Consider the following 14,030-nt stretch of genomic DNA (forward strand, 5'->3'; position numbering starts at 1 on the left):
TATTGCGTTTTCCACCTAAAATTACACATTTACAAGCGGTTAAATGCTCAGCAAGTTACGTAACTGCTGCACAGAATCCGCAATTTGCCGACGGCTTTCCAACTGCCCGGCATCGAAACGGTATCTTGCCTTACCATAGTGCGGTGCACGTTTTTCCAAGGCTTCTATAATGAAAATCCGCAGTTCTTCGTCCGTTTTTCCTTGCAGAATAGGACGTTGCTGCGTAGCCACTCGCAAGCGGCGGAACAAAACGTCAGGATGAACATCCAGAAAAACGGTCTGCCCATGCTCGTTCATATACTCCATGTTATCGAAGAAGCAAGGAGTACCGCCTCCGGTCGAGATAATGACGTTTTCAAACTCAGCCACTTCATGCAGCATGGTTCGCTCCAGTTCACGAAAAGAGGCCTCTCCCCGCTCAATGAACAATTCACGTATGGATTTGTGAAGACGTTCTTCGATATACCAGTCCAGATCGATGAACGGTATATTCAGTTCGCGGGCAAAAGCCTTTCCTAAAGTTGTTTTACCGGCTCCCATGTAGCCGGTTAAGAAAATACGTATCATAAGCGCTTACCTTTGCGTACAAAGGTAAGCAATTCTATTCTGAGAGATTTACTATCAGATAAAAATTTTAATGCGTTCGCTCAAATCATCAAATTCTTTCCCGCCCGGTTCGGCCACAGGAGTACCGAAAGGCATCTGTGCAATCAACTGCCAGGTTTCGGGAAGATGCCACGTGCTGCGTACATCTTCGTCAATCAACGGGTTATAGTGTTGCAGCGAAGCGCCCAGACCTTTATCTTCGAGCATGGTCCAGATGGCTAACTGATGCATGGCAGAAGTATGTTGCGACCACGTCGGGAAATTCTCATGATAAGTAGGGAATTGTTTTTGCAGTCCTTCTACAATGGAACGGTCTTCAAAAAAGAGTATCGTGCCATATCCGCAAGAGAACGAAGTATCGATCTTCTTCTCCGACTGACGATATTGTTCTTCGGACAGGCGTTCTTCCAACTGATCCTTCACGATTCTCCATAATTTCTGATGTTCGTCCCCCAGTAACAACACAATACGTGTAGTCTGCGAGTTGAATGCCGAAGGCACATGCTTTACTGCTGTACGGATGATGTGTACAATTTCCTCGTCCTGAACCGGAGAGTCGTTACTGATAGAATAATAGCTACGCCGATGCTCCAATGCTTCGGCAAATGTCCGTTCTCTGACCATATTTAATCCTTTCTTTTCGTAATTATCATTTTTGTCTTATATAGTGAAACAAGTGAAAGAGTGAAGTTGTTCGAAGTTGTAGAATATATTTGTACCTTTGCACCCAATTATGAGTAAAGAGAAGTTTTACGTTGTATGGTCAGGCGTCAATCCGGGGATTTATACTTCCTGGACAGACTGTCAGTTACAAACCAAAGGTTACGAAGGAGCGAAATATAAATCGTTCGAGACGCGCGAAGAAGCGGAAAAAGCCTTTGAATCTTCTCCGTATGAATATATCAAACGATCCTCTCCGGGTGCTCCCGCCCAAAAGAAAGATGTGAATGCTCCCCTTCCTTCATCTGTCGTAGAGAATAGCCTTGCCGTAGACGCTGCCTGTAGTGGTAATCCCGGAGCTATGGAATATCGCGGTGTACACGTAGCCAGCCGACAAGAAATATTCCATTTCGGCCCGGTATATGGTACGAATAATATCGGTGAGTTTCTTGCTATCGTCCACGGACTTGCCCTACTGAAACAGAAAGGCTTCGATATGCCCATCTATAGTGACAGTGTGAATGCCATCAGTTGGATCAAGCAGAAGAAATGCAAAACAAAGCTACCCCGTGAACCCAAAACAGAAGAACTTTTCAAACTAATAGAGCGTGCCGAAAAGTGGCTACGGGAAAATACGTATACTACCAAAATTCTGAAATGGGAAACCAAGCAGTGGGGAGAAATACCTGCTGACTTCGGAAGAAAATAAGCCTGTACAGGACTTGAGTTAAATGACGCATCATCCTACACCCGCTATTTTTGAGAAAATAGAATAACACTTGAAAACAAATAGTGTTATGGTCCGGAATAAGCAATGTTGCGGATGATTAGATTGCTTGTTCTCATCCACAACAAGCAATCTAATTTCAGACAAGTCTGATTTCGTTAAGCGAAATCTGTAAGCGACATGTGAAAAGCGAGTAATATATGCGTACAAACACTCCTTTTACACAAGGGGAATTTACTGCTGATTATCAAGGTGTTGCAAAGGATCAATTTCTTTCCGACAAGAAATTGGGAGTTTGTTGGCAAGAAGTTAACTTCCTGTCGTCAAACTCCTAACTTCTTGTAAAAGGAGAAATAGCTGTTTTTCGGTTTCCTTACACAGCGTAGTTGATAGTACGAATGGTCTATGTGTTCAATCATCTGCATTAAAAAGGCCGAACACTTTTCTTTCATCTTGCCTCGTCTAGCGGCTATATATCGGTGGTATTGGATATATAGATACTGCATGTCCGATATATAGATGTGACACGTCCGATATATAGATGCTGCACGTCCGATATATAGCTAATATATTCAGAACATGAGTTTTGACCAAAGGAAATGTACATTAAAAACCAAGAAAAAGAAGATTATTCTTCTAGGAAACAGGAGGTAAGCACTGATTCAAAGCAACATGAAGACAGGCACAGATTCCGGTGGTGTAGGCAAATACCTTTCCTACACCCGCATATAATTTTGCCTACACCACACACCGTTCTATTAATGAGACGATTAAGTCTCCGGGTGTAGGATGTAGGCAGAATTAATAAATCTTTCTATTCAGAATCGTTTTTTGATCAAGACAGAGATTGCATATCATTCAAACGCTTATAGTATCCATTCTTCTCCAACAAAGCTTCGTGCCTGCCACGTTCCACAATTTCTCCTTCATAGAGTACGCAGATTTCATCTGCATTTTTAATGGTAGAAAGACGGTGGGCAATAGCAATTGTAGTACGGGTTTTCATCAAACGCTCCAAAGCTTCCTGCACCAGACGTTCGGACTCCGTATCAAGAGCAGAAGTAGCCTCATCAAGAATAAGAATAGGCGGATTCTTCAAAATAGCACGGGCAATACTGATGCGTTGGCGTTGTCCTCCGGAAAGCTTGCCACCACGGTCACCAATATTTGTGTTGTATCCATGCTCTGTCTCCATAATGAAATCGTGCGCATTGGCAATCTTCGCCGCCTCCATCACCTGCTCCAGTGTGGCGTTTTCCACACCAAATGCTATGTTATTAAAGAATGTATCATTAAACAGGATCGCTTCCTGATTTACATTTCCTATCAGGCCACGCAAATCATGAATACGGAAATTCTTGGTACTAACGCCATCAATCATGATTTCACCGAAATGTATGTCATGGTAACGCGGAAGCAAATCTACCAGCGTAGATTTTCCCGACCCGGATTGCCCGACCAATGCAATCGTCTGCCCCTTCGGAACAACAAGATTGATATGTTTCAAAACTTCCCTCTTCCCATCATAACTGAAAGAAACATCCTTAAACTCGATTTGCCGGTTCATGCCATGCAGAGGAAGCGGGTTTACGGGTTCCTTAATAGGATTCTCAGCCTTCAGAATCTTATCCACACGTTCCATGGAAGCCAAACCTTTCGGGATGTTATATCCTGCTTTTGCAAAATCCTTCAACGGATTAATGATGCTATACAGAATAACCATATAGAAAATGAATGTAGGAGCTTCCAGCGAAGAATGCTCATCGCCCAAAATCAGCATACCGCCAAACCAAAGCACCAATACAATCAAAAGCGTTCCCAGGAACTCACTCATCGGATGAGCCAACGCCTGACGAACGGCCACTTTATTGGTTGCATCACGCAGTTCATTACTGCATCTGGTAAAGCGATCCACCATCTTATCTTCTGCAATAAACGCTTTAATGATGCGCAAGCCCCCCAAAGTTTCTTCCAATTGTGACATGGTATCACTCCATTTGCCCTGCGCTTCCAAAGATTGGCGTTTCAACTTCTTGCCGACCTTTCCCATCAGCCACCCCATTCCGGGAAGTACTACGATGGTAAACAGGGTCAACTGCCAACTTGTTATAATCAGCGTTGTAAAATAAAACAGGATCAAAATCGGATTTTTCAGCAACATATCCAATGAACTGGTAATGGAGTTTTCTATTTCTCCCACATCACCACTCATACGGGCAATGATATCTCCTTTCCGTTCCTGAGAGAAAAAACCAAGTGGTAAGTGCATCACTTTCGAATAGACCATGATACGGATATCACGAACAACTCCTGTACGCAAAGGAATCATTACCGCAGAAGATCCAAAGTAGCAGGAAGTTTTCAGCATCGTCATAAGGGCTAGGAACAGTCCCATAAACAGAAGTGTCATTATCGGACCATGAACCTCTATCAACTGAGTAACATAGTAATAGAAATTATTTATTGCTACATCTTTCAAGTCATCGCTGCCCCACTCCATGAAGTGATATACTTTCTCTCCGCTACCCGTCTTGAACAGAATATTCAGAATTGGAATCAGCAGAGTGAATGAGAATACATTGAAAACAGCCGATAAGACATTGAGCACAATCGCCCACCCTATATACTTCTTATATGGCGACACAAAACGCCGCATCAATTGCAGGAATTCCTTCATTGCTTGGTATTAATGAATTAGGGGCGCAAAGATACAAGAAATATCTTTAAGATAAAGAAGATAAATTTAATATTAACGAGATTTATCTATACAACCCTCAATAAACAAGCCCTGTAGCTCATTTATATAGATCACAGAATGATATCGGAAAAATATATTGTATCTTTGCGCCCGGATATAAAACAAACGCTTTATTATGACAAAGATCGATAAGTCCGTACTGACATTCGGAATCACTATTTTCCTGAAATTCATGTTATTCGACATACTATGGTGTATCCCGACTACTTTTGCTTCTCTTTCTACAGTTGAATGTTATACAACAAAACTGATAGCCACACTTATATTGCTTATCCCTTACGCCTTCTTCCGTATGTGGAAAACAGAGACGCTCATCATGTTCCTGCTGGATTTCCTGCTGATAGCCAATCTTATGTACTTCAGAACCTATTATACCGCCATTCCTCTGAACAGCTACGGATTATCAGGAAACTTAGCCGATTTCACCGGAAGCGTTTTCGACTCTCTTCGCTGGTATGATATACTTTTCCCATTATCCACCCTTGCAGCAGCCGTCGTTCATCGGCGTACAAAAACTGCACATCAGAAGCGTCCCGCACCGGTGCTTGCTTATTCTGTGGTACTTGCAGTCATCATCTGCATCTTTGGCACAGTGACCCTGATTAAAGGCGGATTTTCAAATGCATACAAGGAATATCGCGACAAAGCATATTTCTGTTCAAGCGGTCCCTCCCTCTATACCGTTTTCGGTAGCCTTTGCTATGATTTGGCAGGTCAGCAACAAAAGTTAACTCCTGAACTGGAAGCAAAGATAGAAGAATGGTTAAGTAAAAAGCCCAAACACGAAGTTGCTCTGCCGGACAGTAGTACTAATCGCCGCACCAATTGCATCATCATTCTGGCAGAATCATTGGAAAGCTGGGTATTAGAGAAAGAAGTGGAAGGACAGGAGATCACCCCCTACTTGAACAAATTACTGAAAGATTCTACCACCATCTATGCCCCACATGTGCTGACACAGGTAAAAGGCGGCCGTTCCATAGATGCCCAACTTATACTCTGCACCGGACTACTACCTATCAACAGTGGTACGTACAGCAGCCAATATCCCAACCATGTTTACCCTTCGTTGCAGAAAGCCATGCACGAAAAAAATCATTCGCGCAACTATCTGCTAACCATAGATAAGATATCCACCTGGAACCAGGGTCCCATAGCCCAAAGCTTCGGTATGGATACGATTATCGCCTATCATGATTTCGAACTGACGGAAGCTTTCGGTACCCACAAACGTACCGGAGACGGCTCATTCTTTGCTCAATGTCAGGAAAAGATAGAAAAAGGGGAGATATGGAAAGAAGAGGAAAACGCATATATGCAGCTTATTACCTATTCCGGCCATGCTCCATTCATATTACCGGAATATCTCAGAGAGATTTCATTCTCCTCTGACATTCCGGAGAAGATGGGTAACTATATGATCACTGCCCGCTACACAGATAAAGCTATCGGTAAATTCGTGGAGTATCTGAAAACACTCCCTCAATATAAGGAAACGCTGATTGTAATAACAGGAGATCACGAAGGTTTAGCGTCTTATCGTGCAGAACTATGCGAAAGTCCCAGTGGCAAAGGTATCGTGTCCGACAAGCAGTTTACTCCTTTCATCGTTGTCAACTCTCCCATAGGTATGCGTTACGATGAAGTGATGGGACAAATAGATATGTATCCCACCCTGCTGAACCTACTTCAACTTGACGACTATTATTGGACCGGCCTCGGAGAAAGTATCCTCAATCCTGAAAAGAAAGGATTTGCTGTAGGTTCACAGATGAATGTGGAAGGAGAAGGATATAGTCCGGAAGATGAGGATTTTGCAAAGGAGGCATATGATATTTCGGATGAGATGATACGGTTTAATTACTTTGGAAAAAAGTAAGATAATAAAGAAAGCGTTCCATGTTTTTAAGAATCTTTGTTTGGAGAAACAGCAGAAAGGGCGTACCTTTGTTTGCATTCAAACCAAACTTCTAAAAAGGCATCAGTTATGGAAGAATATATAGCACCGAACAGAAAACGCATCCCCTACGGCATGATGAACTTCGCCGTGATTCGCCGTGATGATTGTTATTATGTAGACAAGACCCGCTTTATTCCCATAATAGAAGACGCGGATAAGTTTTTCTTCTTCATCCGTCCCCGTCGTTTCGGCAAAAGTCTGACGGTAAGTATGCTGCAACATTATTACGACATAGCCGCCAAAGATAAGTTTGATGCTTTGTTCGGTGATCTTTATATCGGGAAATATCCCACGCGTGACCGCAACAGCTACCTGGTGCTCTATCTCAATTTTTCCGGAATTGTCGGTGAACTGCACAACTACCGCAAAGGGCTGGATGCGCATTGCCAAACCATGTTCGACTACTTTTGCGATATCTATGCCGACTATCTTCCTCAGGGTATTAAGGAAAAACTGGATGCAAAAGAAGGAGCCGTAGAACAATTTGAGTACCTGTTTACGGAATGTAACAAAACCGGCCAAAGAATTTACCTCTTCATCGACGAGTACGACCACTTTACCAATGCCATCCTCGCCGACCCTGAGAGTTTACATCGTTACACCAACGAGACACATGGCGAAGGCTATTTACGCGCCTTCTTCAACAAGGTGAAAGCAGGAACCTATTCCAGTATCGAGCGCTGTTTCATCACCGGTGTCAGCCCTGTTACGATGGACGACCTCACTAGCGGCTTCAACATCGGTACCAATTACTCGCTCTCCCCAAAATTCAACGAAATGATAGGATTCACGGAAGAGGAAGTACGGCAAATGTTGACCTATTACTCCACCACCAGCCACTTCAACCACACTGTGGACGAGTTGTTGGACATAATGCAACCGTGGTACGACAACTATTGCTTTGCACAAGGGCGTTATGGTGAAACCACCATGTACAATTCTAATATGGTGCTCTATTTTATCAAAAACTACCTTGACAACGATGGTAAAGCACCGCAGAATATGATAGAAAGCAACATCCGCGTCGACTACGAGAAGTTGCGCATGCTTATCCGTAAGGACAAAGAATTTGCCCACGATGCTTCCACCATCCAGACCTTGGTGAGTCAAGGCTATATTACCGGAGATTTGAAAGAAAGTTTCCCTGCCGTCAATATCACCACTCCTGACAACTTCGTGAGCCTACTCTATTATTTCGGTATGCTTACCATCAACGGCACATATGAAGGTAAAACCAAACTCACCATTCCCAACCAGGTGGTTCGTGAGCAGCTTTATGCCTATCTACTGAGCACCTACGATGAAGCTGACCTTAATTTCAGCAGTTACGAAAAGAACGAGCTGTCCAGTTCACTCGCCTATCGTGGTGACTGGCAAACTTACTTCGGCTACATCGCCGACTGCCTGAAACGTTACGCTTCTCAACGCGACAAACAGAAAGGGGAGTTCTTTGTCCACGGCTTCACCCTTGCCATGACAGCCCAAAACCGCTTTTACCGCCCCATTTCTGAACAAGATACGCAAGCCGGCTATGTTGATATATTCCTCTGTCCACTGCTGGAAATCTATTCCGACATGAAACACAGTTACATTGTAGAACTGAAATATGCCAAATATAAGGATTCCGAAAGCCGTGTGGAAGAGTTGCGTCAGGAAGCAATCACCCAAGCCAACCGCTATGCTGATACGGAAACGGTGAGAAATGCTATTGGCAACACGATACTACATAAAATTGTAGTGGTGTATAAAGGAATGGATATGCCCGTATGTGAAGAGGTATAATCAATATAGGAAACCAACAATCCAGATTGGCAATTTATGCCGATAAGGGGTTTCTATATCATCTGCCAATATGAAAGTCCTTGCATCTCATAGGAAATACAACACTTGGATAAGTTGGCAATCACATTCAGTATATTAAATAAAGAAGATGTACTAAATACAACTCGCAAATCAGGAGACATATCATAAATCTCCTTTATTTCTTTGCTCCATTATTATAATTTCAGACTATAATTATACCATTATTCTTCCTGCATAGTCTCAATTAAATCTATGGCTTTCTGAATATCAACAATACCACAACCATAAGGCAGTTCCGGAACATCATATCTATTTGCTGACTTTTTCAAAATCTCCAATAATTCTTGATTAGTCAGCCAAGGGTAAGCTTGCCATAAACAGGCTGCCAACCCACATAGAATAGGGCTTGCATAGGATGTTCCACTTCTAAAATCAATCCTCCCCTCAATATCAATTGTACATGCCGAAGTTCCAAGAGCTACAACATCAGGCTTCATCCTTCCATCAACAGTCATACCATATGCCGTAAAATCGCCTATCCCACCAGTAGTAGTAACAGAACCTACCGCCAATACATTAGGAGAGTCTGCCGGAGTCCCAACCCAACTCCCATCATTACCAGCACAACATGCAATAAAAATCCCTTTATTTGCAGCAACATTAGCCGCTCGTGTTGGCAATGCAGTTTTTCCATCCATCTCTTCATACTCGTGCGAAGGAAAAGGCCATCTATTCCCAGTATAATACAATGAAGTATTCACAACATCTGCCCCTACACTATCAGCATACTCTATGGCAGCTACCCAATAATCCTCTTCTACCGGATATTCACCGGACAAATCTTCCGAACGTAGAAGCCAATAATTAGCTTCCGGTGCAGTTCCGATATAATATCCCGGCTTATCAGTCGCCATACAAGCCGTGACCCAAAGGCCATGCTCATCGCTATTATAAGGGTTCGAATCTTCATATACAAAAGACTTGGCACCTTGAATATGCATAGTATTTAAAGTAGGATTATTAAGCAAATCCATAAATCCTGCATCAATAACTGCAATATCAATACCCTCTCCTTTGAATCCACGTTCATGCAATATTTGCCCATTATGAAGAATTATATTTCTCCACGCCTCTCCATAATCTTCTGAAGAATAACCTGACATATTTCCCCCTGCTGAAGAGCTAACCGAAGAAATTATTCGTTTCTGTTTTTCCGTTTCACCTCGCCATACTTTCACGATATCTTCAACAAATGGTAACTCTTTATATTTGTCAATCTGTTTTTCGTCTTCACATTGCACACAAACAGTTTTCAACCATTTACTTTGGCAAACTATTTTTCCTCCAACCTGTTCTATTTGTTTCAGATAATCTTTAGATATGGGTAGATCTGAATCATCTATAGCAATATTTCTTTTTCGCCGCCTTTCAATTGCTTTAGTTGATAAAAACTTTTCTGGCTGATTTAACGAATAGTCAGCACTTCCTTTATCTTTAAGAATCAGGCGAAATTTATAATTATACTCTTGATACACCGTAATCGGGCATATAGCATGAAAACCCTGCACTACAGCTTCAACTTGTAATCCTGAAATAAACTCATTCTGGAAAACAGCCGTTACTTTACCATCCTCATCTACATTAACCAAATTACTATTTGATTCCCAACGCACTTTACTTCCGTCCAATGGAATCCCATTCAATTTAGCAATCAATTGACACGATTCTCCCACAGCCAACACAACTGAAGCAGGTTCAATAGTCAGTTCATCTGGCACAGGAAACTCCTCTTGCATATTATCTTTTTGACAAGCTACCAGCAAAAGAACTTCACAAATAATACATAAAAAGAGTCTGAGTTGTATCATACAAAAAAATTATATAACTTTTATTATATTGCTAGAAGCGAAGTTGCCATTTATTGTAAACAACAACTCAGCCAATCAACTGTTGAACTAACATAAAATACCTCATAAAAGAAATAACTACACCAATATAATGTATACTCTAAAAAACATAACCAACTATACCTTCATTTAGCCAACCCAATGAATAAGAATTTGTATTATAATGAAATTTTCCATTTTTTTCAAATTGATACAGTGGAATAAGTTCATCATAAATTTTACTTGGATAAATATAACATCTTACCCCTTCATTCAACCAACCTAATGAGTAGACATTGGTATGGTAATGAAACTCACCTTTTTTTTCAAATTGATATAAAGGGATAGCATCTTCATTACCTTTTTGAAGTAGCACATAACACATAACCCCTTGTCTTTCCCAACCTAATGAATAAAGATCCGTATTATAGTGAAAACTACTCCCTTTAGCAAATTGATACAAAGGATGCAAATCCAGCACATCAATCTTTTTACTATCAATATACCTAAACACAGCCTCCTTCATTTCTTGTTTCTTTATAGGATCAGAAATTAGATCATAAATAGGATACGTAGCATTCCAGTTGACATCAAATAATCTAGAATGCTGGTCATCAACTGACTCTGTCCATGCTCCCAAATTAATACTAAAACTTGGTCCTTGCTCGGGTGCGAGAGTAATAGTAGTACCCGAGGTAGAACCACCAAGAGCCTTAATATAGCATTCCCAATTAGAATTTTTCTTATTACGCTCCTCTACTTCCGTTTTGCTCCATGAACCGTGAGCATCAAGCCCAATATTGCTCAAATTATATTTTGCCCCTGCACTGACAATCTCTGTCTTTTCCGTACTACTATTCTCTTCTATTATAGCAGATTTATAATATGCAGTATATTTCCCTCCAACTGTTATATTAGTTAAAACATGCGTTCCATACATTTCCACAATTTTATCCGCAGAATATTTATTTAAATCTTCAACAAAAGAAGACAACAAGTATTTAGATAAGGTTTCAATATCTGTATTCAGCAAATATCTCCTTTGCTTTTTAAAAACCTCCGCTCTTGCAAATGAGTATTTTGAAGAATAGAAATATTTTGAGCTTGTTTTGAATCCCGTCGTTATAGTCCCTGAGAAAAAGCCCTCTTTATCCTTTTTCTCAGGTAAAGATCCTACAGAACCACTAAAATTCGTATCGGTTATTATCTGAGATAAAAAAGATTGCGCATCTGCTCCTGCAAAACATCTCTGATCAATTACCCCTGAAAATTGCTTATCAAATCTGTTCGGATTTGCTTTCACAAATGCTTCCACATCTAAGATTTTCAACCTTGTTGAATTTTCACCCATGTAGTCATCGGTTATATCATAACCATAACCTAATACATCATACACTCCATCTCCAGCTGCCCTTGTTGTTACATTTGATACCGAAGATTCAACATTTGGTAAATCCTCTATTTCTGAACAAGAATAGAAAAGAGGCAAAAAGCCTAATAAATAATAAGATTTCTTCATAATAATAATATGTAAAGATTAACAATTATCAAAAGTAAGAAATACCATCATTTTACCCAATTTTAAAAGCATGTTTATAAGCACAACAATTGCACATTATTTCGAATTAGCGAAACTTATATATCTTTTAGGTTCATCATAGATATACTACATTTTCCAGATAATGAAGTAAATAAGCCAGAAAAACTATATTAATTTACACAGACTACGTTTCTTACAAAATCGGTAAATTTTTCTAAGAAATGAACAGTTATTCAGAAGCACTTCACTTCTACTCTACCATATTTATAAGATAATTAAAAAATCACATAATTACAACATTTAAGCTATATTACAAGCTAATTACTCCGAGAAACAATAAAGCATTAATGCGAAGCAAAGTAATCCATACGGAGTAAAATATTTGAAACTTTCCAACAGTCCTTTCTATGCTGTTTAATAGTTTCTGAAACGCCAGTACCACCAGCTTCCAAACCTGTCCGGAAAGTTGCATAGTTGCTAATATTATCTCCAAAAACATTGTCTCCCAGCCCTCTGAAAGAATAGTCACTGCACCCCATCAAAGTTAATAAGGAAGGGTATATATCTACTTGTCCGATAACCTCATCAGTATGTTTTGAATCTAAAGGAGAATTTATAATCAAGAATGGAATATAGCAATCCTCTGCCCTCAACTTTTCCCGCCCTTCATATGTATTGAAGGTCATTTGTTCATGATCACCTGTTATGACAATAATACTATTATCATATAAACCCTCTCTTTTCAGTCCATCAATAAATTCCATAATTCGTATATCAACAAGTTGTATAGCTATTAAATAGTTCTTAATTTCATCATTAACAAATTTCTCTTGGATTAATGGAGTATCAAGTAGGCTAGGCTCCATATATGGCTCATGACTGGATAAAGTAACCAATTGTGCATAAAATGGTGTTTTCATTTTCTGCATTGTCGAAAGGCTTGTTTTAAAAAGATTCTCATCTGCATATTTTCTCTCCCTGTCACCTTCCATTCCAGCATATAGTCTATCAAAACCGTAAGCAATTGTTGTCGCTTCCTGATTCCAATAGTTCTTCTCATCACATATGAAAGAGACTGAAGTATAACCTTGCATCTTCAAAGCTGCAGCCAAAGATGGAAAGGTATTTGCTGCACACAAACTGGATGCGGCCCCTGTTGTCAATGGTAATAAGCCAGTATTTATCAATAACTGGGCATCACTTGAACGTCCATCTTTGACTTGAGGAATAACTTTACGAAAAAAGACTGCATCTTCCTGAATTACCAACTTATTAATATTAGGAGTGCACTCTACTTCACCAACTTTTAAGCCAATTGGCCAACTCTGCAGAGACTCCACTAAAATTAAAATCAAATTCTTTCCCATAACAGTTGGTAAACTTTTGGCCAAGCAACTTTCTTTTTTCGACAATTGCTCCATAAAGATACAAGCATATCGTTCATCATCTGAAGAAACACTCTGAAAAGAAGCTATCTGATAAATCCAGAAGTGTATTATTCCATATTTCTTAAAAGCTCCAACTTCTGTAGTACTAAAAAGATAAAGAGGATCTTTACCAGACAATCGTTTATTGAATAAATAAGGAGCGGTAACTCCAGTTGCTATTATCAAAATTAAAGTCATTATAGTATTTCTTCGTAGAGATGAAGAATTGAGTATTTGCCTATTCTCCGATTTATATATTAATAAAAAAAATAACAAAGCAAATAGAGGGTAAAAATAAAAGAATATCACTAATATGAATAGAATGAAAAATGCTAGCTCCCAATCCTTTCAAATTATAAAACATTAAATATGAAGACAAAGGCATTATAGTACCATATGTATGATAATACCAGATAATAGACAAGAAATAGAAATTGACTAGCAATAAGTATAAATAAATCAGACATCTTCTTTTACAAAACAAGACTGGTAATGCAAATAAAAGTGAATCAAAAAGCCATCGAAAATAGCCTCCATTATAACCATGAATTTGCAAACTAAAGCGTAGAAACATGAAAGACAGATAAAAAACTATCACCAAAACTATATATACAAATAACCGATTTGTGTTGTAACTAAAAAGTTTCATAGCGTTTTCTCTTA

General features: G+C 39.8%; 10 protein-coding genes. 4 read left to right on the forward strand and 6 right to left on the reverse strand.

Annotated elements, in window-relative coordinates; translation table 11 throughout:
* Positions 1–39: 39 nt before the first annotated feature.
* Together K429_RS0108805 and K429_RS0108810 are read right to left on the reverse strand one after the other, a co-directional pair.
* A complete protein-coding gene (locus K429_RS0108805) occupies positions 40–567 on the reverse strand; it encodes a shikimate kinase (protein ID WP_007210944.1) in 528 nt (175 codons plus the stop codon).
* Between the two features lie 54 nt (positions 568–621).
* Complete coding sequence (locus K429_RS0108810; protein ID WP_007210945.1) at positions 622–1,230, reverse strand: nitroreductase family protein; 609 nt, start codon at positions 1,228–1,230, stop codon at positions 622–624.
* 109 nt (positions 1,231–1,339) lie between these two features.
* Here K429_RS0108810 and K429_RS0108815 point away from each other — a divergent pair, with 109 nt between their 5' ends.
* The gene (locus tag K429_RS0108815; RefSeq protein WP_007210946.1) at positions 1,340–1,975 is read left to right on the forward strand and encodes a viroplasmin family protein; all 636 of its coding nucleotides are present in this window, start codon (positions 1,340–1,342) and stop codon (positions 1,973–1,975) included.
* 218 nt (positions 1,976–2,193) lie between these two features.
* Positions 2,194–2,328, forward strand: a complete 135-nt coding sequence (locus K429_RS31155) for a hypothetical protein (RefSeq protein ID WP_255347630.1) — start codon at positions 2,194–2,196, stop codon at positions 2,326–2,328.
* A 500-nt stretch (positions 2,329–2,828) separates the two neighbouring features.
* Here K429_RS31155 and K429_RS0108825 read toward each other — a convergent pair whose 3' ends face one another.
* The gene (locus K429_RS0108825) at positions 2,829–4,670 is read right to left on the reverse strand and encodes an ABC transporter ATP-binding protein (protein WP_007210951.1); all 1,842 of its coding nucleotides are present in this window, start codon (positions 4,668–4,670) and stop codon (positions 2,829–2,831) included.
* A gap of 196 nt (positions 4,671–4,866) precedes the next feature.
* Here K429_RS0108825 and K429_RS0108830 point away from each other — a divergent pair, with 196 nt between their 5' ends.
* Both K429_RS0108830 and K429_RS0108835 read left to right on the forward strand, forming a co-directional pair.
* Positions 4,867–6,630 carry an LTA synthase family protein gene (locus K429_RS0108830; RefSeq protein ID WP_026366659.1) on the forward strand — a complete coding sequence of 588 codons (1,764 nt, stop codon included), beginning with the start codon at positions 4,867–4,869 and terminating at the stop codon, positions 6,628–6,630.
* Between the two features lie 108 nt (positions 6,631–6,738).
* Complete coding sequence (locus K429_RS0108835) at positions 6,739–8,493, forward strand: AAA family ATPase (RefSeq protein ID WP_026366660.1); 1,755 nt, start codon at positions 6,739–6,741, stop codon at positions 8,491–8,493.
* A gap of 242 nt (positions 8,494–8,735) precedes the next feature.
* Here the strand turns inward: K429_RS0108835 and K429_RS0108840 are convergent, their stop codons facing one another.
* From K429_RS0108840 to K429_RS28560, 3 genes are all read right to left on the reverse strand, one after another.
* Positions 8,736–10,382 carry a S8 family serine peptidase gene (locus K429_RS0108840; RefSeq protein WP_026366661.1) on the reverse strand — a complete coding sequence of 549 codons (1,647 nt, stop codon included), beginning with the start codon at positions 10,380–10,382 and terminating at the stop codon, positions 8,736–8,738.
* A 139-nt stretch (positions 10,383–10,521) separates the two neighbouring features.
* Positions 10,522–11,919 carry an MAC/perforin domain-containing protein gene (locus K429_RS0108845; protein WP_026366662.1) on the reverse strand — a complete coding sequence of 466 codons (1,398 nt, stop codon included), beginning with the start codon at positions 11,917–11,919 and terminating at the stop codon, positions 10,522–10,524.
* Positions 11,920–12,284: 365 nt separating this feature from the next.
* Entirely contained in the window at positions 12,285–13,565 is a 1,281-nt protein-coding gene (locus K429_RS28560) for an LTA synthase family protein (protein WP_231501832.1), read from the reverse strand.
* Positions 13,566–14,030 lie beyond the last annotated feature (465 nt).

This window comes from Bacteroides sp. 14(A), from assembly GCF_000526555.1.
Lineage (GTDB): Bacteria > Bacteroidota > Bacteroidia > Bacteroidales > Bacteroidaceae > Bacteroides > Bacteroides cellulosilyticus.

Bases quoted from the DNA above. Each gene is read 5' to 3' on its own strand.
- K429_RS0108840 (WP_026366661.1), bottom strand. From the start codon at position 10,382: ATGATACAACTCAGACTCTTTTTATGTATTATTTGTGAAGTTCTTTTG.
- K429_RS0108810 (WP_007210945.1), bottom strand. From the start codon at position 1,230: ATGGTCAGAGAACGGACATTTGCCGAAGCATTGGAGCATCGGCGTAGC.
- K429_RS28560 (WP_231501832.1), bottom strand. From the start codon at position 13,565: ATGACTTTAATTTTGATAATAGCAACTGGAGTTACCGCTCCTTATTTA.
- K429_RS31155 (WP_255347630.1), top strand. From the start codon at position 2,194: ATGCGTACAAACACTCCTTTTACACAAGGGGAATTTACTGCTGATTAT.
- K429_RS0108830 (WP_026366659.1), top strand. From the start codon at position 4,867: ATGACAAAGATCGATAAGTCCGTACTGACATTCGGAATCACTATTTTC.
- K429_RS0108845 (WP_026366662.1), bottom strand. From the start codon at position 11,919: ATGAAGAAATCTTATTATTTATTAGGCTTTTTGCCTCTTTTCTATTCT.
- K429_RS0108825 (WP_007210951.1), bottom strand. From the start codon at position 4,670: ATGAAGGAATTCCTGCAATTGATGCGGCGTTTTGTGTCGCCATATAAG.
- K429_RS0108815 (WP_007210946.1), top strand. From the start codon at position 1,340: ATGAGTAAAGAGAAGTTTTACGTTGTATGGTCAGGCGTCAATCCGGGG.
- K429_RS0108835 (WP_026366660.1), top strand. From the start codon at position 6,739: ATGGAAGAATATATAGCACCGAACAGAAAACGCATCCCCTACGGCATG.
- K429_RS0108805 (WP_007210944.1), bottom strand. From the start codon at position 567: ATGATACGTATTTTCTTAACCGGCTACATGGGAGCCGGTAAAACAACT.